The organism is Nocardia lasii, assembly GCF_042658545.1.
GTDB lineage: Bacteria > Actinomycetota > Actinomycetes > Mycobacteriales > Mycobacteriaceae > Nocardia > Nocardia lasii.
In genome coordinates this window covers 386,076-409,332 of record NZ_JBHSQN010000011.1, presented here as the reverse complement: position 1 = coordinate 409,332, position 23,257 = coordinate 386,076, and the positions used below count along the sequence as shown (strand labels likewise).

Here is a 23,257-nt window from a genome sequence, read left to right as displayed (position 1 = left end):
TCAACTCGACGGTGTGACAGTCACTTTCACGCTCTTCATCAACGGCTGATCGCTCTCGGTGCTGTAATCACCGATCGCGCACAGCACATTCATCTCCGGCATGTACCCGGCCGCGCATCCCACCGGGATGTCGTACGGGATCACCTGGTATTCGTGCAGTGACCGCTTCGAGCCGTCACGGGCGGTGCTGGTGATATCGACCTTGTCGAACTCCTTCAATCCGCGATCGCGCATGTCCTGCTTGTTCATGAAGATCAGCGTGCGCAGGTTGTGCACGCCGCGATAGCGATCGTTGTTGGTGTAGATGGTGGTGTTCCACTGATCCTGCGAACGCTGGGTGGCCAGGGTCAGCATGCCGGGCGGATTGGTCGTGTCGGGCAGGGTCGCCGCGGAGAACTCCGCCTTCTGCGAGGGGGTGAGGAAGATCAGCTCGCGCGCGGGCTGGCGGATGCGGAAACCCAGGCCCATGCGCACGCGCCGGTTGTAGTCCTCGAATCCCTCCAGCACCTTGGACATGGTGTCGCGGATGTGGTCGTAGTTCTCGACGTAGTGGTCCCACGGCGTCTTCGTCTGCGGCAGTGCGGCTTTGGCGATGCCGGCCAGGATCGCGGGCTCCGACAGCAGGTGCGGCGAGGCCGGCTTCTTCATGCCGCGCGACAGGTGCACCACCGCCATCCCGTTCTCCATCGAGATCACCTGCGGGCCGCTGCGCTGGTGGTCGTGCTCGGTGCGCGCGATGCACGGCAGGATCAGGGCGCGCTTGCCGTGCACGACGTGGCTGCGGTTGAGCTTGGTCGAGACGATGACGGTGAAGTCGGTCTTCTGGAACGCCTCGAAGGTGTAGGCGCTGTCGGGTGCGGCCTGCACGAAATTGCCGCCCATGCTCATGAAGAACTTGAGCTTGCCGGCCTGCATCGCCTCGATGGTGGCGACCACGTCGTAGCCGTTGTCGCGCGGCACCTCGATCTGACAGACCTTGGCCAGCCGGTCGAGGAATTCCGCGGGCGGATTGTTGTCGATGCCGCAGGTGCGGTTGCCCTGCACATTGCTGTGCCCGCGCACCGGCGACGGACCCGCGCCCTCGCGACCGAGGTTGCCGCGCATGAGCAGCAGGTTCACGATCTCGCGGATCGTCTCCACCCCGTGCTCGTGCTGGGTGACGCCCAGGCACCAGCTGATGATGCTGCGATCGGCGTTGCTGTACACGCGCGCGGCCTTGCGGATCAGCGATTCGCTGAGCCCCGACTGCTTCTCGATATCGGCCCAGGTGGTGTTCTCCACCTCGCGCACGTAATCGTCGAAGCCGACGGTGTAGCGCTCGATGAACTCGTGATCGAGCGCCTTCGGATTGTGCTGTGCCTCCTCGAGCACCGCCTTGGACATGCCGCGGATCAGCGCGAAGTCACCGCCGATGCGCACCTGCAGGTTCAGGGTGCCCGACTTGGTGGGATGGAAGGTGGCCATCGCGAGGAAGTCGTGCGGGATGATCGTGTCGCGCGAGGCCGCCTCGATCAGCGGGTTCACGTGCACCACCTGCGCGCCGCGCTTGGTGGCCTTGGCCAGCGCGGTGAGCATGCGCGGCGCGTTCGCGGCGGCGTTGATGCCCATCACGAACAGCGCGTCGGTCTTGTCCCAGTCCTCGAGGTCGCAGGTGCCCTTGCCGGTGCCGATCGAGGCCTGGAGGGCGCGACCGCTGGCCTCGTGGCACATGTTCGAGCAGTCGGGCAGGTTGTTGGTGCCGAACTCGCGCACCATCAGCTGGTAGAGGAACGTGGCCTCGTTGGCCAGCCGGCCCGAGGTGTAGAAGGCGGCGTCGTTCGGGTCGTCGAGCTCGCGCAGCGCCTTGCCGACCATCTCGAACGCGTCGGCCCAGCTGATCGGCACGTAGTGGTCGGTCGCGGGGTCGTAGACCATCGGCTCGGTGAGCCTGCCCTGGTCCTCGAGATCGTAGGAACTCCAGGTGGCCAGCTCGGTGACGGTGTGCTGGGCGAAGAACTCGGGCGTACAGCGCTTGTGCGTCATCTCCCAGGTGACGTGCTTGATGCCGTTCTCGCACACGTCGAGCACCAGGCCGTCGGTCGCGTCGGGCCAGGCACAGCCGGGGCAGTCGAAGCCGTGCACCTGATGGTTCATCTTCAAGATGGCCTTGGTGCCGATGAACGTCTCGTGTTCCTTGAGCACCATGAACTTGCCGACCGCGATCGCCGCGCCCCAGCCCGCCGCGGGGTGACGGTAGGGCTTGAATGTCGGCACCGCCGCCAGGTCGGCTTCTCGACTCGGGCCCAGATCGGGATCCCAGGTGGTGTACGGACCGTCAGCCATGAATCTTCCCTTCGCGTGAATGCGGATCGAGAAAGATGGAGCGTGCGCCGGAGTGCCTCGTTTGGATTCTCTACCGCCGAGGTCACGAAAGGGCGTAGGTCACCTTTCTCCGTGTCGTCCGGTCGCGTCCAAGACCGGATTTCGACCGGTCGATCGGCGGCGGCTATCACCCCAGCTACCGCGCGCACCGGGTGCCGCAACCCACATCACCGCAGGTTGACGGCGTACGAGCCGATCGGGCACGCTGGGACATCGGCCCTACGGGCATGCCCCGCGACCGAGCTTCGGAGGAATTGTGCGCACCATGACACTGGGGGCGCGTCCGATCCGTCGACGGTTCGTCACCGAGATCGACCACCTGCCCGCCGCCCGCGTCTTCGTCGGCCTCGCCATCCCCGGCCTGGTGCTGATCGCGCTCGGCCGCACCGACCTGCTCATCTACGCGGTGTTCGGCTCCTTCACCGGGATGTACGGCTTCGCCGAATCGGCTCGCCAACGGCTGATCCACCAGAGCGAGGCGGCGGTGATGCTGGTGGGCGCGGTCGGCGCGGGCATCCTGCTCGCCCGCCTGCACGCGCCCCCGGCCGTCCTGGTCTCGGCGGTGGCGGTGTTCGCGGCGGTGGCCTCCCCGATCACCGACCGGCTCGGTCTGCGCCCGGAGGGGCCGTTCTTCGGGATCTTCGCGTTCGGGGCGATCGCCATGGTGGCCGGCGCCCAGCGCAACCCGCTGGGGGCGCTGCTGCTGTGCGCGGGCACCGCGGTGCTGTGCGTGCTGGTCGGCTACCTCGAATCCACCCACCGCACGCGCCGGAGCGGGGAGTACGGGTCGCCGATCAGCATCGTGCCGCACCGCACCGGGCGGATCTCCTACGTCCAGGCCGGTCGCTACGCGCTGGCGATCTCCATCGCGGGCGGCATCGGGCTGCTGTGCGGGGTCGGCCACGCCAACTGGGCGATGGCGGGCGCCGCGGTGCCGCTGGCCGCGGCCAGCTCGCGCGATCGGATCACCCGCGGCGTGCACCGGGTGGTCGGCACCTTCATCGGGCTCGCGGTCACCGCGCCACTGCTGATCCCCGGGCCGAGCCCGGCGCTGCTCGGCCTGGCCATCATCGCGCTGCTCTACCCGACCGAGCTGTTCATGGCGCGCCACTACGCGGTCGCGCTGGGGTTCTTCACCCCGCTGATCATGTCGATGACTGAACTGGCCGATCCGAGCGATCCGCTGACCCTGCTCACCGAACGCGGGATCGACACGGTGCTCGGTGTCGCGGTGGGTGTCGCGGTCGCCCTGCTCATTCGCGAACCCGCTACCTCGGTGTCACCGACAGACGAGACGCAAGCATGCGAAACGTTGCATACTGTCGACATGGCTGAAGACAACGAGTGGTACTACTGCGTCAAGCATCACAAGGCCGAGCAGGGCAAGGGTTGCTGGTACGCCGATCGGCTCGGCCCCTACCCGGACCAGGCCACCGCCGAAAGGGCGCTCGACATCGTGAAGGCGCGCAACAAAGCCGCCGACGACCAGGACGACTGACCCACCGCTGAATGCTGTTCCGTCAGCTCGAGTACTTCGTCGCCCTCGCCCGCGAACGCCATTTCGCCAGGGCGGCGGCGGCCTGCTACGTCTCCCAGCCCGCGCTGTCGGAGGCGATCCGCAAACTCGAACACGAACTCGGTGTGCCGCTGGTGCGCCGCGCGCGCACCTTCGAGGGCCTGACCCCCGAGGGTGAGCGCCTCGTGCTGTGGGCCCGGCGCATCCTCGCCGACCGGGAAGCCCTCGAACACGAGGTCCGCGCGCTGCGCACCGGCCTCACCGGCGAACTGCGGATCGGGGTGATCCCGGCGGCGTCGAGCACCCTGGCCCGGCTCACCGACCCGTTCTGCACCGACCATCCGCTGCTGCGGGTGCGGGTGCGGACCAGTCTGCGGTCCAAGGAGATCGTCGAACGGATCCGCCGGTTCGAACTCGACGCGGGCATCGTCTACGCCTCCGGGGTCGACACCGCCGGGCTCACCCTCACCCCGCTCTACCGCGAACGCCACGTGCTGGTGGCGGGCAACGCGCTCGTGGCGGGTCGCACCGCGCCGATCACCTGGGCCGACGCGCTCGAGTTCCCGATGTGCCTGCTGCCCAAGGGCATGCGCGGTCGCCAACTCATCGATGACGCGCTGGCCACCATCGGCCTGACCGCCACCCCGCAACTCGAGAGCGATTCGGTGACCACCCTGCTCGAACACGCCCGCACCGGACGCTGGGCGTGCATCGTGGGGCAGCCGTGGGTCGCCACGCTCGGGCCGACCGCGCAGGTGCGGGTGTTCGACCTCGCCGATCCGGTTGTCACCGCCCAGATCGCGCTGGTCACCACGGCGGACGAACCGGCGTCGGTGCTGGCTGGCGCGCTCGTCGAGACCGCCCGCGGCCTCGATTTCGGGCCCGCGCCGCGCCCGGTCACAGGTTGAGCAGAATCGGCGGGAAGCGCGACAGCGTTGGGTACTGTGCACCTCCATGGCCCAACGGTTGCGTCTGTCAGCGGTCTTTCGCCTGGTCGGCTCGGTGCTCATCGGGGTGGCCGTTGGCGTCGTCGTCGGGATCACCACGAACCTGGCCCTCGGCATTCTGTCGGGGATCGCGAGCGCGGCAACGGTTTTCGTCATCGTCGGCTGGTTCGTGCTGTGGCCGATGAGCGCGCACGAGACCGAGCGGGTGGCGCGGCGGGAGGATTTCCAGCCGTTCGTCGAGGAACTGTCGGTGGTCGCCTCGGCGCTGGGCGCGCTGGTCGGCATCGTGGTGGTGCTGGTGTTGCGCCAGACCAAACAGACCGACATCGCCGCCGCGACCGCGCTCGGCGGGGTGTTCATGGCCTGGGCCTCGGTGCATCTGATGTACGCGGCGCGCTACGCCTACATGTACTACCGGGCGCCCGCGGGCGGCATCGAATTCAACGTCTCGGAGCCGCCGGACTACCGCGACTTCTTCTACTTCAGCTACAACCTCGGCATGACCTACCAGGTCTCCGACACGAACCTCACCGATGAGCGGATTCGCGCGGTGGTGCTGCGACACTGCTTGCTGTCCTACATCTTCGGCACGGTCCTGCTCGCCACCACCATCAATCTCGTGGCGGGGCTGGCCACCAACTGATCGGTACGGCCGAACACTCGATCGGCAATCGGTGTTGATCGAATCCTTCCCAGTGAGCAGAGTCGTGATATGAGCAGAGTCACCGCCCGGCGCAAGACCATTCGGCTCTCCCCGGCCGGGCGGATCGCGCGACCCGACACCCTCGCCGTCGAGGAACCGCTCGAGATCCGGGTCGACGGCGCCTCGCTCACCGTCACCATGCGCACGCCGGGCAGCGACATCGACCTGGTCCACGGGTTCCTGTTCGGCGAGGACCTCATCGGCTCGGTCGACGACATCGTCAGCGCCCGCTACTGCGCGGGCACCGACGAGCAGGGCCGCAACACCTACAACGTCCTCGACATCCACCTGCGCGCCCCCGTCGACATCCGCTCGCGCCACGTCCTGACCACCGGCGCGTGCGGCCTGTGCGGCAAGACCGCCCTCGACGAGGTGCGCACCCACAGCCGCTACCCGATCCCGCACGAGTCGACCACGATCAGCACCGACATCCTGGCGACCCTGCCGAAACGACTGCGCGACGAGCAGAAGCTGTTCGACGCCACCGGCGGCCTGCACGCGGCCGGGTTGTTCACCACCGACGGCACCCTGCTCGCCGCGCGCGAGGACATCGGCAGGCACAACGCGGTGGACAAGGTGATCGGCTGGGCGGTGCGCGAGAACCGGGTGCCCGCCCACGATCTGGTGCTGGTGGTGAGCAGTCGCGCCTCGTTCGAACTGGCGCAGAAGGCGGTGATGGCCGGCATCCCGATCCTGGCCGCGGTGTCGGCGCCCAGCTCGCTCGCCGTGGACCTGGCCGCGGAGTCCGAACTGACCCTGGTGGGCTTCCTACGCGGGGAGACGATGAACATCTACACCGGTGAACATCGCCTGACCTGAGCATTCTCGCGTCGAGGTGGGCGTTTGTCGCAGGTCGCAGTACGGTAACGGTACGGGCCGTCAGTACCGAACGCCCGGGGGAGTTTACAAAAGAAAATGCTTCACATGATGAACAATGGCCGACGCCATCGCGTCCGGGTGACGTTGACCGCGTTGACCGGTGTGCTCGCGCTCGCCCTCGCGGGCTGCGGCACCGAGACGACACCGCCCGCGCCCACCCCGTCCGCCGTGCCGACCACGGCGCCGTCTGTCGGTTCCGGCACGGGCGGCGGCGCGGTGTCCATCGCGATCCCCGGCAGCCTGGCCGCCGACTTCGGCGCGCTCCAGCAGGGCACGCGGGGCAGTATCGGCCTGGCGATCACGCCGGTGGGCGGTGCGCAGCTGGTCAGCTTCGGCACCTGGACCACCGGGCCCGCCTGGTCGACGATCAAGGTGCCGCTCGCGGTGGCGGCCGTGCGCAACAACGCCGCCTACGCCTCCTCGGCCTCGGCCGCGATCACCGCCTCCGACAACGCCGCGGCCGACACCCTGTGGTCCTCGCTCGGCAACGCCACCACCGCCGCGGCGGCCGTGGAGGAGGTCCTGCGCGAGGGCGGCGACGTCGGCACCACCGTGCCGACCACGCGCACCCGCGCCGACGCCTCGGTCTTCGGGCAGGCCCAGTGGTCGCTGGCCGATCAGGCGCGCTTCGCCGCGCAGCTGCCGTGCCTGCCGCGCAGCGAGCGGGTGGTGGGGCTGATGTCGCAGATCATCCCGAGCCACCGCTGGGGTCTGGGCGCGATCGGCAGCGCCGAGTTCAAGGGTGGTTGGGGTCCCGACGAGTCGGGAAAGTACCTGGTCCGCCAGTTCGGGCTGATCGATTCGCCCACCGGTCGGATCGCGATCGCCTTCGCCGCGCAACCGGATTCGGGCAGCTTCACCGACGGCATGGCCATGCTCGACAAGATGACCACCCTGATCTCGGGGCACCTGAGCGAGCTCACCGGAGGTCACTGCCCCTGATCGGCGCCGGTGCGGCAAGATGGTCGGCATGCGCATCGGAGTCTTGACCGGAGGCGGAGACTGTCCAGGCCTGAACGCGGTGATCCGGGCGGTGGTCCGCACCGCGAACGGCCGATACGGCGATGCCGTCGTCGGTTTCGAGGACGGCTGGCGCGGCCTGCTCGAGGATCGAAAGATCCGCATCCACAACGACGATCGCACCGACCGCCTGCTCACCAAGGGCGGCACCATGCTCGGCACCGCGCGCACCAACCCGCAGGTGCTGCGCGACGGACTGCCCCGGATCATGCGCACCCTCGATGACAACGGCATCGAGGCCCTGATCCCGATCGGCGGCGAGGGCACCCTCACCGCGGCGAGCTGGCTGTCCGACGAGGGCGTGCCGGTGGTCGGCGTGCCCAAGACCATCGACAACGACATCGATTGCACCGACGTCACTTTCGGCCACGACACCGCCCTGTCGATCGCGACCGAGGCCATCGACCGCCTGCACACCACCGCCGAATCGCATCAGCGGGTGATGTTGGTCGAGGTGATGGGTCGCCACGCGGGCTGGATCGCGTTGAACTCCGGCATCGCCGCCGGCGCCCATCTCACGCTGGTGCCGGAGGAACCGTTCGATGTGGCGCAGGTGTGCGCGATGATCAAGAGCCGCTTCCAGCGCGGAGACAAGAGCTTCATCTGCGTGGTCGCCGAGGGCGCGCATCCGGCGGAGGATTCCGGATTCGCGTTGCGCGAGGGCGGGATCGACGAGTTCGGCCACGAACGCTTCACCGGCGTGGCCCAGCAGTTGGGTTCGGAGATCGAACGCCGCATCGGCAAGGAGGTCCGCACCACGGTGCTCGGCCACATCCAGCGCGGCGGCAGCCCCACCCCCTACGACCGGATCCTGGCCACCCGCTTCGGGGTGCACGCGGCCGAGGCCGTGCACGCGGGGCATTTCGGGCAGATGGTGGCCTTGCACGGGACCACGATCGGGCTCGTGCCGCTGTCGGAGGCGACCAAGCAGCTCAAACGCGTTCCGCCCGAACGGCTCAGCGAGGCGTCGGCCTTCTTCGGCTGAGATCGACCCGGTTCGCCGTTTCTGTCGGTGGGGGTCGGTACCGTGGGGTTCATGCGCACCGGTCGAGTGATCGTTTCGGTTCTGTTCGTCGTCACCGCCCTGGTGGCGGGCTGCTCGTCGGGGGACGAACCCGCCGGGCCCGCGGTCCAGGGGGCGTGGCACGGGGACATCCAGGTGCCCGATCAGGCGATCGGGGTCGGGGTGAGCTTCGCCGAGAACGGATCGGCCACCCTCGACATCCCGCTACAGGGCGTGCGCGCGGCAACGTTGAAAGATGTTCGCACCGAACCGGATCGGATCGAGTTCACCCTGCCCGATGCCCCCGGCGACCCGAAGTTCGAGGGCAAGCTCGACGGCGAGCGGATCGTGGGCGACTGGGTGCAGTCCGGTCAGCGCTTCCCGCTCACCCTCGATCGCGGGGTGATCGAGAACCCGGCCCGCCCGCAGGACCCGCAACCGCCGTACCCGTACCGCAGCGAGGACGTCACCTACCGCAGCGGTGACCTCACCATCGCGGGCACCCTCACCGAACCCGAAGGCAGCGGGCCGTTTCCGGCGATACTGATGATCACCGGCAGCGGGCCGCAGGACCGCAACGAGGAGATCGCGGGCCATCGCCCGTTCCTGCTGCTGGCCGACACCTTCACCCGCGCCGGCTACGCGGTGTTGCGCACCGACGATCGCGGGGTCGGCGGCACCGGGGGAGTGCTCGACGACGCCACCTACGCCGATCTGGCCGCCGACGCGTCCGCGGGCGTGGCGTTCCTGCGCGCGCGCCCGGAGATCGACCCGGCCCGGATCGGGCTGTTCGGACACAGCGAGGGCGGCTACCTCGCGCCGCTGGTGGCCGCCGAGCCCGGCAGCGATATCGCCTTCGCCATCCTCATGGCCGGGCCCTCGGTGCCGGGCTCGGAGGTCCTGATCGAACAGAACAAGGTCGTGCTCGCCTCGGCCGGGGCCCCGCAGGACGCCATCGACGCGCAGGTGAACTACCTCACCGAGTGGAGCACGCTGCTGCGCGCGGGCGACACCGCCGGGGCCGCGGCCTTCTCCCAGCAGCACAACGACTCGCTGCCCGAGGCCGAGCGCGCACCCCAGGCCGCGGTGGACTCCCTCAACACCCCGTACATGACCGCGCTGATCACCTACGACCCGAAACCCGCGCTCGAGGCCCTGCGGATCCCGGTCCTCGCGTTCTACGGCGGCACCGACCAGCAGGTGATCGCCACCCAGAACGAGGCCCCGATGCGGGCGGCTCTGGCGGGTGACCCGCAGGCCACCGTGCACACCTTCCCCGGCCTCAACCACCTGATGCAGCCCTCCGCCGACGGCAAACCCACCGAATACCCGTCGATCGAGACCACCATTGACCCGGCGGTGCTCACCTACGTCACCGACTGGCTCACCCAGCACATCCCGCCCCGATAGGGCTTACCTAGACTGCTACCCATGAGCGCACCCACGGTCGAGTTGATGGATTACGCCGATGTCATCTCCCGGTACGAGCCGGTGCTCGGCATGGAGGTCCACGTCGAGTTGTCCACGGCGACCAAGATGTTCTGCGGTTGCCCCACCGAGTTCGGCGCCGAACCCAATACCCAGGTGTGCCCGGTGTGCCTTGGCCTGCCCGGCTCGCTGCCCGTGGTGAACGAGAAGGCCATCGAATCGGCCATCCGCATCGGTCTGGCGCTGAACTGTTCGATCACCCCGTGGGGTCGATTCGCGCGCAAGAACTACTTCTATCCCGATCAGCCGAAGAACTACCAGATCAGCCAGTACGACGAGCCGATCGCGACCGAGGGCTACCTCGACGTGACCCTCGACGACGGCTCGATCTTCCGGGTCGAGATCGAGCGCGCGCACATGGAGGAGGACACCGGCAAGTCCCTGCACGTGGGTGGCGCCACCGGTCGCATCCACGGCGCCAGCCACTCGCTGCTCGACTTCAACCGCGCGGGTGTGCCGCTGATCGAGATCGTGACCAAGACCATCACCGGCGCCGGTGAGCGCGCCCCCGAGGTGGCTCGGGCGTATGTCACCGCGCTGCGCGAGGTGCTGCGTTCGCTCAACGTCTCCGACGTGAAGATGGAGCAGGGTTCGCTGCGCTGCGACGCCAACGTCTCGCTGATGCCGGTGGGCGCCGAGGAGTTCGGCACGCGCACCGAGACCAAGAACGTGAACTCGCTCAAGAGCGTCGAGGTCGCGGTGCGCCACGAGATGCGCCGCCAGGCCGCCGTGCTGGCCGCCGGTGGCGAGATCATCCAGGAGACCCGCCACTTCCAGGAGGCCGACGGCACCACCGCCGCCGGTCGCCGCAAGGAGACCGCCGAGGACTACCGCTACTTCCCCGAACCCGACCTCGAGCCCGTCGCCCCGGCCGCCGAGTGGGTCGAGGAACTGCGCGCCACCATCCCCGAGTACCCGTGGCTGGTCCGCGCCCGCATCCAGGCCGAGTGGAACCTGTCCGACGAGGTCATGCGCGACCTGGTCAACGCCGGTGCTCTGGACCTGATCATCGCCACCGTCGAGGCGGGCGCCCCCGCCAACGAGGCCCGCTCCTGGTGGGTCGCCTACCTCACCGAGAAGGCCAAGGAGCGCGAGGTCGCCCTCGCCGAGCTGCCCATCACCCCCGCCCAGGTCGCGGCCGTGATCGCGCTGGTGGAGACCAAGACCGTCAACAACAAGGTCGCCAAGCAGGTCGTCGATTTCGTCTTGGCCGGTGAGGGCGAACCCGCCGCCATCGTCGAGGCCAAGGGCCTGGGCATGGTCAGCGACGACTCCGCGCTGCAGACCGAGGTCGAGAAGGCCCTCGCCGCGAACCCGGATATCGCCGAGAAGATCCGCTCCGGCAAGGTGGCCGCCGCGGGCAAGATCGTCGGCGACGTCATGAAGGCCACGCGCGGTCAGGCCGACGCGGCCCGCGTGCGCGACCTGGTCATCGCCGCCTGCAGCTGACACAACGAAAACGGCTCGCCCCCACCCGCATTCACGCGCGTGGGGGCGAGCCGTCTTGTGTCGCGGTCTATTTCAGACCCGAGCGCACGAACGCGTCGACGACATAGCGTTGCAGGAACAGGTAGATCAGGAAGATCGGCAGACACGCCAACCCCGACGCCGCCATCACCGCGCCCCAGTTGTCGCCCTCGGCGCCGAGGAAACTGCGCACGCCCACCTGGAGCAGCGCCGTGGACTGCCGCAATACCAGTGAGGGCCACAGGTATTCGTTCCACGCGCTGATGAACAACATGATCCCCAGCGCCGCCAGCGCCGGGCGCAGGTTCGGCAGCACCACCCACCACAGCGTCTGCCAGCTGTTGCGGCCGTCGATCCGGGCGGCGTCGACCAGATCGCGCGGGAACGCCTGCAGGTGCTGGCGCAACAGCAGCACCGCGAAGGCCGAACACAGGTTCGGGATCACCACCCCGGCGATGGTGTTGAGCAGCCCCAACTGCGAGATCAGCAGGTAGTTGGGAATCATGGTGACCTGGAACGGGATCAGCCACGAGCCGATGAACACCATGAACAGCAGCCGCTTGCCGGGGAAGTTCCACATCGCGAACCCGTAGGCGGCCAGGATCGCCAGCAGCAGTTGCGAGACCGTCATCGCCAGCGCCATGGCGAAGGTGTTGACCAGCATCGAACCCATCGGAATGGTGTCCCACACGTAGCGGAAATTGTGCAGGCTGAGCGGCCACGGCAGCGGCGACAGCGACAGCGCGTCGTCGGGGGCCCGCAGGGCCGTGGCGAACATCCAGTAGATCGGGAAGATCGCCGCCACCGCGAGCACGGCCAGCACCGCGTGCCCGAGCAACCCGGTGGGCAGCAGCCGCCTGCCGGGTTCGACGGACACGGGAGCCGACGGGGGCGCGACGGGGGCGATCGTGACGAGAGCCATCATGTCCTCTCAGTTGTCGTGGAAGCTGAGTCGTTCGGAGAGCTCGACGAAGATCAGCGCGATCAGGCCGAAGGCCAGGAAGAACAGCATCCCGGCCGCGCCTGCCGCACCCGCGTCGAAATTGCGGAAGCCGAACTCGTAGAGCAGGTAGTAGATATTGGTGGTCGAATCACTGGGCCCGCCCTGGGTGAGGATGTCGATCACCGGGTAGGTCCACTGCGCCCCGAGCAGGATCGTCATGAGCGCGAGGAAGGTCAGCGTCGGCGACAGCAGCGGCAGGGTGATGCGACGCAGGATCGTGCGATCGTTGGCGCCGTCCATCACCGCCGCGGCCGCGTAGTCGGGGCTGATGCCCGCCAGGCCCGCCGAGACGACGAGCACGCCGAAGCCGAGCATCTGCCAGCCCACGATCACCACCACGGCCCAGATCGCCATCGACGGACTGCGGAACACATTGCCCAGATCCCAACCCAGATGGCTGGCCAGGGCGGTGATGGTGCCGCCCGCGGGGTCGAACATCCACCGCCACACCGCGCTCGTGGCGACCGGGGTCACCAGGAACGGCACGAAGATCAGGGCCTGGTAGGCGGTCTTGGCGCGACCGTTCACCCGGCGCGAGACCAGCGCGATCAGCAGCGGCAGCCCCAGCGAGAAGATCAGCAGCGCGCCGATGTAGATGCCGGTGTTGAGCAGGGCGCGATGGAGTTCGGGCAGGGCGACCACTTCGGTGTAGTTGGCCGTGCCGACCGGGGTCTTGGGCTGGGTGGGGATGAGGTTCCAGCGGAAGAACGACAGCTGGAAGGTCTGGGCCAGCGGGCTGTAGACCCAGACGATGAGCATGGTCAGCGCGGGCAGGATGTAGAGGTAGGGGGCGAGCGAGAGCCGGCGCCACGCGGGCCGGGCACGCACGACCGCGCGAACGTTCTCCGTGGCGTCCCGATCGGGCGCCGTGCGTACCGCGACCAGCATGACTACTCCGCGTCCGCCGAGTCGACGCCGAGCACGACCCTGCCGTCCAGGATCGCCTGCAGGCGATCAGCGGAGAACTCGTACACCGTCTCGTGGTCACCGATCGGGACCACCGAGTGCAGCACCCGGTCCTCGTACACGTGCACCAGGTTGAACGACTGCGCGCCGTCCTGGCCGCGCGCGGTCGGGTACACCACGTTCAGATCCTGGGTGTAGCAGGTGGCCGAGGCCACCGACACCGGGATGCCCGCGAAGGTCGAGTTCGTCGAATAGTGCAGGTGCCCACCGAGAATCGCCAACACATCGGTGCCCTCGAGCACCTTGGCCAGCCGCTGCTGCTCGCGCAGTTCGACCAGCGCGATCAGCCCGATCGGGCTGGGAACGGGCGGGTGGTGCAGCGCGAGCAGCGTGCCGTGCGGGGCCGGGGTGGCCAATTCGGCGGCGAGCCAGTCCAACTGCTCGTCGGAGATCTCGCCGTAGTGGTGGCCGGGCACGGTGGAGTCCAGTGCGATGACCCGCAGGCCGTTGACGTCGAAGACCCGGTCGATCGGCGCGTCGGTGGGCTCCTCGTCGAGCAGACCGGCCCGGAAGGTCTCGCGGCGATCGTGATTGCCCATCACCCAGATCACCTCGGCGCCGAGTTCGGCCGCGGCCGGTTCGACCATGGCCCGCAGGCGGGCGTAGGCGTCGGGCCTGCCGGTGTCGGCGAGGTCGCCGGTGAAGATGATGGCCTCGGGGCGGGTCTGCGCGCGGGCGAAACCGTCGAACAGGGCGCGCAGCTTGGTGTCGCTGTCGATGCTGCCGTGCAGCAGTTCGTCATCGCCCACGAAGTGGGTGTCGCTGACGTGGAGCAGGAAGTGGCTCGGGGCCGGGTACTGGGAGGGGATCGTGGTCATCGGGGGGTCCTCTCGAAGGTGTCGTCGGTGTCGACGAGAAGTGCGGTGAGCGAATCGATCTCGGCCTCGGTGCGGCCGTGGGCGAGCAGGTACTCGCGCGCCGAACCCCACCGCTCGTCCAGGCGCTCGATGATCTGGGTGATCAGCGGCGCCGGGCTGGCGGTGAAGATCGTGCGGACCGCCGGGGGCACCTCGTGCCCGGCGTCGGTGTAGCGGGCCAGCATCCGGTCGGCCCATTCGCCGCGCAGGTGCTGTTCGGTGGCGACGTAGTCGGTGACCACGTCCTCGGGCTCGACGCCCGCGGCCAGCTGGGCCAGCGCGATCACCAGGCCGGTGCGGTCCTTGCCCGCGGTGCAGTGCACCACCACCGGGCTGGTGCCCGAGGCCGCGATCAGTCCGACCGCGCCGGCCAGGCGGGTGCCGCGCTGCTCGATCATGGCGGCGTAGATGTCGTCGAGCCGGGCATCGGCCGTGGTCCCGGTGGTGTCGAAGATCGGCGCGTGGTGCACGACCGCGCCGAGTCCGGTCAGCTCACTGGGCGCGGTGCGACGTTCCTCGGTGGTGCGCAGGTCGATGATCACGCCCACCGCGCGGTCGGTGAGCGCGGTGCGCCCGGCGTCGGTCAGCGCGTGCAGCGCGTCGGAGCGGAACAGCTTGCCCCAGCGGGTGCGCCCGGCGGCGGCGCGGTAGCCGCCGGTATCGCGGAAGTTGTAGGTGCCCTCGACCAGGACGCGGCGGTGGTCGGTGTCGGTGCGCATGCGGCTACTTCCCGATCAGGTCTTGGGCGCGACGCTGGGCGTCGGACATGGTGGCGCGCGGATCCTTGCCGTAGAAGATCGAGTCGTCGACGGCCTTGCTCAGGATGGATTCGACCTGGGTGTAGCGGTCGCCGGGGAAGCTCACCCACGGCTCGAGCCGGTCGAGCTGCTCGAGATTGGGCTTGACCAGCGGGTTGGCCGCGGCCCACGGCGCCAGCGGGCCGTTGCCCTCGGTCATCGCCGGGCGCAGCGGCAGGTAGCCGATCTTGGAGGTGATCGCCTCGTAGGCGTGCGCGCTGGTCATGAACTTCATGAACTCCCACGACGCGCGCTGCTTGGCCGGGTCCTTGGCGAAGGTGAACAGCGCCGAACCGGAGTTGGTGGGGATCACCGGCTTACCCGCGAAGGCGGGCATCGGCGCGTTCTTCAAGGTCCAGCCACCGTTCTTGGCGGCGGTGATGTAGGCGCCCTGCAGGGCCGAGGTCTGCAACTGGATCGCGGCGCCGCCCCGGGAGAACGACTCGGTCTGGCCCGAGCTGTCGAAGTTGTTGAGCAGGCCCGCGTCGAAGAAGTCGCGCAGCATCGACACGGTGCCGACGGCGGGATCCTCGCCGAACTGGACGGTGGTGCGGTCCTCGCTGAGCACCCGGCCGCCGTTGGAGCGCATCATGCCCTGCATGCACCAGTTGCCGCCGGACACGCAGCCGACATTGAGTGAGGGCTTGCCGGTGCGCGCGGTCACGGCCTGCGCGGCGGCGCGGACCTTGTCCCAGGAGGACAGGTCGGGGTTGTCGCCGAGGCCGGCGTCGGCGAGCATGTCGGCGTTGTAGAACAGCACCGGCGTGGAGAACACGTACGGCAGGCCGTAGGTGGCGCCGTTCCAGTCAGCCAGCGTGGTGGCCTTGGGGTGGAACGGATAGCCGTCGGCGAAGTGCGCGCTGATGGCGTCCTTGCCGACCAGCGTGTCGAGGTTCTCGGCGCCGAGCTTGGTGACGGCGAAGTCGAGTCCGTCGAAGGTCAGCTGGGCGACATCGGGGGCGTTGCCCGCCAGCAGCTGGGTCTGCACGCTGCCGACGGTGTTCTGGCCTGCGGCCGAAGCACCCTGTGTCGGTTGGGCTTTGACGTCGATATTGGGGTGGGCGGCCTCGAAATCGGCGACGAGCCCGTTGATGGTGTCGGTCCAGACGCCGGCCTGGAGCAGGTTGTAGGACTCGAACACGATCGAGACCTTCTGGTCGGGTCCGAGTTCGGGAATCCGCCCGGCCGCGGAGCCGGTGCTCGTGGTGCCGGTGGAACAGGCGGTGAGGGCGCACAGTGCCGTGGCGGCAGCCGTGATCGCCCAACGATGACGACGCATCGGGAATCTCCTGAGAATTGTTGTGCGAGAGGGTGGTTCAGGCACTCGCGGTGGCGAGTGCGGTGGCGGGGTCGCTGGGGGCGGCCGGGTCGGCCACCCACTCGAGGCGGGTGCCACCGGTCTGGTCGAACAGGTGCAGGCGCGCGAGATCGGCGCCGAGGGTGACCGGGGTTCCGGCGCGCAGTGTGGGACTTCCGTTGCCGCGCAGGGCGATCGAGACGCCGCCGGTGGTGGTGCAGTAGGCGATGTGCTCGCTGCCGAGGTTCTCGACGGTCTCCACGATCACGTCGAGCGCGAGGTCGGCGCCCTGGTCACCCGGTGCGAGCGGGCGCAGGTGTTCGGGGCGAACGCCGAGGGTGACGGTGGTCGGTTCGAGCTGTCCGGGCCACAGCCGCGCGTTCACCCCGGCCGCGCGCGCACCGATATGCCCGGCGACGGTGGACAATTCGACCTCGAACAGGTTCATCGCCGGACTGCCGAGGAACCCGGCCACGAAACGCGTGGCGGGGGCGTCGTAGAGCTCGGTGGGCGTGCCGAGCTGTTCGAGCCTGCCCTGGTTGAGCACGGCGATCTTGGTCGCCATGGTCATGGCCTCGACCTGGTCGTGGGTGACGTAGACGAAGGTCGCGCCGAGACTGCGGTGCAGTTTGGTCAGCTCGTGCCGAGTCGCGGTGCGCAACTTGGCATCCAGGTTCGACAGCGGTTCGTCCATGAGATAGGCCCTCGGGTCGCGCACCAGCGCGCGGCCGACGGCGACGCGCTGACGCTGACCGCCGGAGAGTTCCTTGGGGCGGCGACCGAGCAGGTGGTCGATCTCGAGCGAGCGCGCGACCTCGGCGACCTTGGTCTGGATCTCGGCCTTGGCGAAGCGCCGCTTCATCCGACCCGAGGTGAGCGGGAAGGCGAGGTTCTTGGCCACGGTCAGGTGCGGGTAGAGCGCGTAGCTCTGGAAGACCATGGCCAGATCGCGGTCCTTGGCGCCGGCCCGGGTCACGTCGGCGCCGTCGATGGCGATGCTGCCCGAGGTGGGCTCGAGCAGTCCGGCCAGGATGCGCAGCAGGGTGGTCTTGCCGCAGCCGCTGGGGCCGAGCAGGACCAGGAAGTCGCCGTCGTCGATGGTCAGACTGATGCCGTCGACGGCGGCGACACCCTGGAAGGTTCGGTGGAGGTCAGTGATCTCGATAGTGCCCATCGGCCCGCCAATCATCGTGAAATGAAATTTCATAGATGAGTTGATCTATGAATTTTCGTTACGAGGATATGGTCGGGGAGTCAGGTGAACTCCGGTCGTCGCGGGAGCGAAAGTCCGGCGTCGCACCGATGCACAACCGCCGGACCCGCTCAGTCGCTGTTTTCGGCCTTGCTCACCAGGGTCATCACCTGATCACGCACCGCCGGTGAGGGATCCAGCGACTGACCCGCCGCCCGCGCGATCGCCGCGTTGAACGCGAACAGCAGCAGCACCTGCACCACCGTGCTGGCGATCCCGGCCTCGGAATCGGTGATCCCGGCATGGCCCGCGCCCGCCACCAGGGCCATGGTGCTGTCCGAACACAGTTGCGAGCGCGCGTATCCCGAGACCCCGATGACCGTGGCCCCCGTACCCTTGGCCGCGGTGACCGCCGCCAGCGTCACCGCGTTCTCGCCGCTGTCGCTGATCGCGATGAGCACATCGCGTTCGTCGAGGGTGCGGGCGGTCACCTGCTGGGTCACCGAATCCGTCGGCGCCTCGCAGCCGCGTCCGCGCGTGAGCAGGTGCAGGGCGAACAGCTGGGCGGGCGGGCCGGATCCACCGTTGCCCACGATCAGGATGCGCCGCGACAGCGCCACCGTCGCCGCGGCCCTGTCGAACTCCGCGTAGTCGAGGGTGCCGAGGGCGTCGGAGGAGCGGCGCGCGGAGGCGGCGAAGTAGGCGGGCACCCAGTCCTGGCTCGCCGAGGACTCCAGTCGCTCGTCCCGCACCGATCGATCGGACCCGATATCGCGCACCAGCAGCAACCGCAGATGCTGAAAACCCTTGAACCCCAGGTTCTTACACGTGCGCACCACGGTCGCCGCCGACACATTGGCCCGCGCGGCCACATCGGCCACCGACAGCAGCGAGATCTCCGAGGGATGCTCGAGGAACTGGGTCGCCACCCGCTGCTCGCTGGGGACCAGGGCGGGCAGCAGCGACCGGATGACGCTGAGGGTGCCGCCGATCGGTGGTTCACCGGAGGGGATGCTCATGCCCTCTGTGTAGCACCCCGTGGTTGCGGTTCCGTGCCGACGAGCTAGTCCGGTCCGCCGCCCTGGCCACCCGACGGCGGCGGGATGCGCACGACGCGGTCGTCGAATTCGCCCGGGGTGCCGCCGGACTTGTTGATCGTGGTGGCCCAGATGGCGCCGTCGCTGCCCGCGGTGGCGCCGAGGAGTTTGCCGTACTTGTCCTGGACGATCAGGGTGGGAGCGGTGGTCACGGCGAAGGTGCCGGGGTCGGCGGTGACCACGGCCAGCGCCTTGGCCTCGGACAGGGCCACGCCGACGCCGTCGCCGGTGGCGGTGCACCCGCCGACGCCGGGCCGGTCCGGCCAGGTCCAGGCGACACTGAGGGTGCCGTCGGTGCTCAGGTGTTGCAGGCGGTCCTCGGCGGCGGTGCGGTCGGTGACCCACATGCCGTCCTTGCCGTCGCGGCAGATGTCACCGGCGGTGCCGATGCCCGAGGCCACCACCTGCGGGGTGTTCGTGCCGCCCGAGGGGGAGTCCAGGCGCAGCAGTTTGCCGCCGAGCGAGCCGGGATCGGCGGCGGCGCCCGGGTTTCCGGCGTCGCCGGTGAGCACCAGCAGCTGATCGGGGGTCGACCATTCCAGCGCACCACGATTTCCGGTGGCGCCCTTGGGAATTCCGGTCAGGATCGGACGCGCGGCGCCGCCCTTGGACAGGCGAACGACCCGGTTGTCGCTGGGGGTGGTGATGTAGGCGTACATCAGCCCGTCCTCGCCGAAGGTGGGCGAGAGCACGATGTCGGAGATGCCGCCGTCGCCGGAGCCGTCCACGGGCACGCTGGCGATCTCCACCGGCTCCCGCTGCGGCGTGCTCTCGTCGACCGGCGTGACCTGCAGGATCCGCCCGGTCGTGCGCTCGGCGACATAGGCGCTCTCGCCGACCGCGATCAGACCCGCGCCCGGTTCCAGACAGGTGGCGATCACGTTCGGGTCGGGGTCGATGCACGGCCCGGTCGGGCGGGGCGGCTTGGACGGGTCGTCCTGCGGCTTCTTCGGCTCGGCATTGGACCCGCCCAGCTGCGGTTCCTCGGTGAACGGACTCGACGCCGATTCGTCGAAACGAGCGCACCCGGCGATCAACACGGCGCCGATGGCCACCCCGACGACCAACCGGCCCGTGATTCCCGAACTCATAGCCCAGACGTTACCGCCCACCGCGCCCGCCCGGCACGGCCGCGGTCCGTCGAGCGGGACTGACACGCCTGTTGCGAGGAAGGACACCGCACCGCCGCGCCACGTCATAAGGTATGGCCGTGACCGACAAGTCGAAGGACACCTCCGGCGCCGACGATGCGGCGAAATCCGACCCCGCGACGTCCCCGCCCGCGAAGTCCGACCCCACGGAGGCCGCCACCGCGCCGTCCGGGCACGCGCGGGTCGAGCAGCCGCAGGTCACCAAGGGCGCCACACCGGCGGGTCGCCCGGTGACCAGCCCGTTCGATTCGCCGACCGAGCAGCTGCACACCTCGGACCCGAAGGACATCCCGCGTACCGACGAGGATCTCGGTCTCGACCCCGACGACGTGCCCGGCGCGAGCAGCGCGCGCACCGAACCGGTCTCCACCACCAAGGCGGCCGCGGCTGCCCCGGCCCATTCCGATTCCGCCGCACCGCATTCCGAAGCCACGGGCGGCAAGGACGAATACGGCTACGCCACCATCCCGCCCGCCGCCGCCCCCAGCGCGAGCGCGGCCCGCCTGCAACGCCGCAACCGCGAAGCCCGCCGCGGCACCCTCGACTTCGGCCTGTTCGTGCTGCGCGTGGTGGTCGGCGGCACCTTCATCTACCACGGCCTGCAGAAGCTCACCGGCTGGTTCCACGGCCCGAACATCGACGGCACCAAGACCATGATGGAAAGCGGCGGCTGGGACTACCCCTCCCTGTCGACCGCCCTGGTCATCGCCGGCGAACTCGGCGGCGGCGTCCTGCTCGTCGTCGGCCTGGCCACCCCCCTGGCCGCGGGCGCGATCCTGGCCACCATCCTCAACGCCTGGATGTGGAAGCAGGGCATGGTCCCCGGCTTCCAGTACAACTCCGCCACCCCCACCGGCGTCGAACTCGACTCCGTCCTCACCGGCGCCGCCCTGGCCATCATCCTCACCGGCCCCGGCCGCTGGTCCCTCGACCGCTCCCGAGGCTGGGCCACCCGCCCCGCCTGGGGCTCGGTCGTCGTGGCCCTACTCGCCATCGCCGCCGCCATCGCCACCTACTGGTTCCTCCACGGCGGCAACCCCCTGCAGGGCATCGGGCCCTTCGAGAGCAAGAGCTGACCGCACCCACCCGACAGAAGAACGCGCCGCCGGTCGAATGATTCGACCGGCGATGGTGGGCTGGATCAGCTCGTATCCGGTGAGTTGCCGATGTGCTTATGAGGTCAGTGGCTGCGGTGGGGTGGGTTCGGCGAGGTGGGCGGTCATCGCGGACTGGAGGTCGGTGACGAAGGCCTCGAAGCGTTGTAGTTCCTCGGGGGAGTACTTGTCCATGACCGTGCCGACCCGGGTGCCGAGGGGGGTGAAGAACTCGTCGGCCAGGGTGTGGATGCGGGGCGTGCTGCGCAACGTGATGACCCGGCGGTCATCGTGCTCGCGGCTGCGCACGATGTGACCCGCCTGTTCGAGGCGGTTCAGCAGGGCGGTGGTCGCGCTGTTGGACAGGGCGATCCGTTCGCTGAGCCGCGCCGGTGACAGCGTGGTCCCGCGCTCCTCGGCGGTCAGGATCTCGATCAACGCCGCCGCGTCGGTGGCGTGCAACCCGAGCCAGGTCGCGAACCGGCGGGTGAACTCGCGGTAGTTCGCGCCGTAGGCCCGCAGGCCCTCGAGCAGTCGTTCGTGCTGGGCGTGCTCGTCGGCCTGGCTCATGGGTTCCTTTCGCATCGGTTGACATCCTATTGCCCACAATCTACTTTGACCATGGAAATATTCCACCATGGAAATAGGAGTGTGCGATGACTCGAGAGTCGTCTCTTCGCCGATGGCTCGGTTTGATCGCCATCGCCCTCGGCGTCGCGCTGATCGTGGTCGACACCACGATCGTGAACGTGATCATCCCGTCGATCATCGGCGACCTGAACACGGGTTCCACCGAGGCGCAATGGATTCAGGAGTCCTACGCGATCGTGTTCGCGGCCCTGCTGCTGGTGGTCGGCCGGGTCGCCGACATCGTCGGGGCACGGCGGGTGTTCGTCGCCGGTGTCGTGGTGTTCGGGGCGACCAGCATCCTGGCCGGGCTCGCCCCCGGCGGCGGACTGCTGGTAATCGCCCGATTCCTGCAGGGCGCGGGCGCGGCGATGATCCTGCCCACCTCACTGGCCCTGCTCAACGCCACCTTCACCGGCAAAGCCCGTGGTCAGGCGTTCGCGGTCTGGGGTTCGACCATCGGCGCCGCCGCCGCGCTGGGCCCGCTGCTCGGTGGCTGGCTGGCCGAACACGTGTCGTGGCGCTGGGCGTTCGGCATCAACGTTCCGCTGGCCGTGCTGATCGTGGTCGGTGTGCTGGCCTGCATCGCGCCCTCACCGAAGGTGGCAGGTCGACTCGACGTGCTCGGCTCGATCCTGTCGATGCTCGGTCTCGGGCTGCTCGCCTTCGGCCTGGTCGAGGGGCGCACCTACGGCTGGATCACCACCATCCATCCGCTCGGGATCGCCGGCTTCACCTGGGGCAGTGGGCCTTCGCCGGTGCTGGTGGCACTGGTGCTGAGCGTGCTCGCACTGGCCGGTTTCGTGCTGCGGCAGGTGCTGCTGCGGCGCGGCGGCAACGCCGACAAGGCGCTGATGGACCTGAGCCTGTTCTCGCTGGCCTCGTTCCGCAACGGCAATATCGCCACGCTGATCATCGGGCTGGGCGAGTTCGGCATCGTCGCGGTGCTGCCGCTGTGGTTGCAGTTCACCCTCGGCTACAGCGCCCTGCAATCCGGTCTGGCCCTGGTGCCGATCGCCATCGGCAGCTTCGTCGCCAGCGGCGCCAGCTTCGGGCTGGCGGGCAAGGCGTCCCCGCTGAACATGGTCCGCCTTGGCCTCGGGCTCGAGGTGATCGGCCTGGTCGGGCTCGGTTTCTTCGCCACGACCGACAGCCCGTGGTGGTCGATCGCGCTGGTCCTGTGCGTGTACGGCATCGGTGTCGGCTTCGCCACGGCCCAGGTGACCAATGTGGTGCTGGCCGACATCCCCGAAGCCGACAACGGCCAGGCCTCCGGCATCCAGAGCGCCTTCCGTCAACTGGGTTCGGCCCTCGGCATCGCCCTGCTCACCACGGTCTTCTTCACCACGCTGAGCTCGAAGGTCGACACCGACCTCACCGCGACCGGCATGCCCCCGGCCCAGGCCCAGCAGTACGCCAACGTCATCACCGGCAGCGCGGGCGCGGCGATCGACGGCTTCGCCGCCCAACCGGAAACCCAACAGATCGCCACCGCGGGCCGCACCGCGATGACCACCGGCATCAACCTCGGCGCCTACCTGGCCGCAGGGTTCGTTCTGCTCGGACTGGTGGCCACCGCGCTGATCCCGTCCCGGACCGGCCGCGACGACGAGTCGTCAACGCCGACAAGTCAACCCGCGCTCGTCTGATCCGGGCCCGCGCGGTGGCATAAACGTGCGACCGGGCTTCCGGGAACCAGTTTTTCCGACTGATTCGCGCGGGAATGCACGATTACGCCACCTTCTTCGCGGGGGCACCCCCACAAACAAGCGCGCCGCCGGTCGTCTCAACG

The 23,257-nt window shown here is 68.9% G+C and carries 20 protein-coding genes; 10 read left to right on the top strand and 10 right to left on the bottom strand.

Going from position 1 to position 23,257, the window contains the following annotated elements; translation table 11 throughout:
• The gene (locus ACFP3H_RS17930; RefSeq protein WP_378607371.1) at positions 1-2,322 is read right to left on the bottom strand and encodes an FdhF/YdeP family oxidoreductase; all 2,322 of its coding nucleotides are present in this window, start codon (positions 2,320-2,322) and stop codon (positions 1-3) included.
• 304 nt (positions 2,323-2,626) lie between these two features.
• On the opposite strand from ACFP3H_RS17930, the gene ACFP3H_RS17925 reads away from it, so the two are divergent.
• The 8 genes from ACFP3H_RS17925 to gatB all read left to right on the top strand — a co-directional run bounded on the left by ACFP3H_RS17925 (position 2,627) and on the right by gatB (position 11,366).
• Complete coding sequence (locus ACFP3H_RS17925) at positions 2,627-3,859, top strand: FUSC family protein (RefSeq protein ID WP_378607368.1); 1,233 nt, start codon at positions 2,627-2,629, stop codon at positions 3,857-3,859.
• A gap of 11 nt (positions 3,860-3,870) precedes the next feature.
• A complete protein-coding gene (locus ACFP3H_RS17920) occupies positions 3,871-4,785 on the top strand; it encodes a LysR family transcriptional regulator (RefSeq protein ID WP_378607365.1) in 915 nt (304 codons plus the stop codon).
• A 46-nt stretch (positions 4,786-4,831) separates the two neighbouring features.
• On the top strand, positions 4,832-5,467 hold the full coding sequence (locus ACFP3H_RS17915; protein WP_378607362.1) for a DUF1345 domain-containing protein: 636 nt from the start codon (positions 4,832-4,834) through the stop codon (positions 5,465-5,467).
• A 69-nt stretch (positions 5,468-5,536) separates the two neighbouring features.
• Positions 5,537-6,346 (top strand): formate dehydrogenase accessory sulfurtransferase FdhD, encoded by an 810-nt coding sequence (gene fdhD / locus ACFP3H_RS17910; protein ID WP_378607359.1) that lies wholly within the window; start codon positions 5,537-5,539, stop codon positions 6,344-6,346.
• Between the two features lie 105 nt (positions 6,347-6,451).
• Entirely contained in the window at positions 6,452-7,348 is an 897-nt protein-coding gene (locus ACFP3H_RS17905; RefSeq protein WP_378607356.1) for a hypothetical protein, read from the top strand.
• Between the two features lie 28 nt (positions 7,349-7,376).
• Positions 7,377-8,411, top strand: a complete 1,035-nt coding sequence (locus tag ACFP3H_RS17900) for an ATP-dependent 6-phosphofructokinase (RefSeq protein WP_378607353.1) — start codon at positions 7,377-7,379, stop codon at positions 8,409-8,411.
• A gap of 51 nt (positions 8,412-8,462) precedes the next feature.
• Positions 8,463-9,839, top strand: coding sequence for an alpha/beta hydrolase family protein (locus ACFP3H_RS17895; protein WP_378607350.1), 1,377 nt, complete (start codon positions 8,463-8,465; stop codon positions 9,837-9,839).
• A gap of 21 nt (positions 9,840-9,860) precedes the next feature.
• Positions 9,861-11,366, top strand: coding sequence for an Asp-tRNA(Asn)/Glu-tRNA(Gln) amidotransferase subunit GatB (gene gatB / locus ACFP3H_RS17890; RefSeq protein WP_378607347.1), 1,506 nt, complete (start codon positions 9,861-9,863; stop codon positions 11,364-11,366).
• Between the two features lie 67 nt (positions 11,367-11,433).
• Here gatB and ACFP3H_RS17885 read toward each other — a convergent pair whose 3' ends face one another.
• The 8 genes from ACFP3H_RS17885 to ACFP3H_RS17850 all read right to left on the bottom strand — a co-directional run bounded on the left by ACFP3H_RS17885 (position 11,434) and on the right by ACFP3H_RS17850 (position 19,684).
• Positions 11,434-12,306, bottom strand: a complete 873-nt coding sequence (locus tag ACFP3H_RS17885) for a carbohydrate ABC transporter permease (protein WP_378607471.1) — start codon at positions 12,304-12,306, stop codon at positions 11,434-11,436.
• Between the two features lie 9 nt (positions 12,307-12,315).
• Positions 12,316-13,275: a carbohydrate ABC transporter permease gene (locus ACFP3H_RS17880; RefSeq protein WP_378607344.1), complete on the bottom strand. Its 960-nt coding sequence runs from the start codon at positions 13,273-13,275 to the stop codon at positions 12,316-12,318.
• Positions 13,276-13,277: 2 nt separating this feature from the next.
• Positions 13,278-14,171, bottom strand: a complete 894-nt coding sequence (locus tag ACFP3H_RS17875) for a phosphodiesterase (RefSeq protein WP_378607341.1) — start codon at positions 14,169-14,171, stop codon at positions 13,278-13,280.
• A complete protein-coding gene (locus ACFP3H_RS17870) occupies positions 14,168-14,929 on the bottom strand; it encodes a tyrosine-protein phosphatase (protein WP_378607338.1) in 762 nt (253 codons plus the stop codon). Before ACFP3H_RS17870 ends, ACFP3H_RS17875 begins: the two co-directional genes overlap by 4 nt.
• A gap of 4 nt (positions 14,930-14,933) precedes the next feature.
• The gene (locus tag ACFP3H_RS17865) at positions 14,934-16,286 is read right to left on the bottom strand and encodes an ABC transporter substrate-binding protein (protein ID WP_378607335.1); all 1,353 of its coding nucleotides are present in this window, start codon (positions 16,284-16,286) and stop codon (positions 14,934-14,936) included.
• Between the two features lie 37 nt (positions 16,287-16,323).
• A complete protein-coding gene (locus tag ACFP3H_RS17860; RefSeq protein ID WP_378607332.1) occupies positions 16,324-17,478 on the bottom strand; it encodes an ABC transporter ATP-binding protein in 1,155 nt (384 codons plus the stop codon).
• Between the two features lie 149 nt (positions 17,479-17,627).
• Complete coding sequence (locus tag ACFP3H_RS17855; protein ID WP_378607329.1) at positions 17,628-18,515, bottom strand: MurR/RpiR family transcriptional regulator; 888 nt, start codon at positions 18,513-18,515, stop codon at positions 17,628-17,630.
• A gap of 44 nt (positions 18,516-18,559) precedes the next feature.
• Positions 18,560-19,684: a PQQ-dependent sugar dehydrogenase gene (locus ACFP3H_RS17850; RefSeq protein WP_378607326.1), complete on the bottom strand. Its 1,125-nt coding sequence runs from the start codon at positions 19,682-19,684 to the stop codon at positions 18,560-18,562.
• 119 nt (positions 19,685-19,803) lie between these two features.
• Between ACFP3H_RS17850 and ACFP3H_RS17845 the strand changes: the two genes are divergently transcribed.
• Positions 19,804-20,820: a DoxX family protein gene (locus ACFP3H_RS17845; protein ID WP_378607324.1), complete on the top strand. Its 1,017-nt coding sequence runs from the start codon at positions 19,804-19,806 to the stop codon at positions 20,818-20,820.
• 96 nt (positions 20,821-20,916) lie between these two features.
• Here ACFP3H_RS17845 and ACFP3H_RS17840 read toward each other — a convergent pair whose 3' ends face one another.
• Positions 20,917-21,423: a MarR family winged helix-turn-helix transcriptional regulator gene (locus tag ACFP3H_RS17840; RefSeq protein WP_378607322.1), complete on the bottom strand. Its 507-nt coding sequence runs from the start codon at positions 21,421-21,423 to the stop codon at positions 20,917-20,919.
• A gap of 71 nt (positions 21,424-21,494) precedes the next feature.
• On the opposite strand from ACFP3H_RS17840, the gene ACFP3H_RS17835 reads away from it, so the two are divergent.
• Positions 21,495-23,114, top strand: coding sequence for a DHA2 family efflux MFS transporter permease subunit (locus ACFP3H_RS17835; protein WP_378607320.1), 1,620 nt, complete (start codon positions 21,495-21,497; stop codon positions 23,112-23,114).
• Positions 23,115-23,257 lie beyond the last annotated feature (143 nt).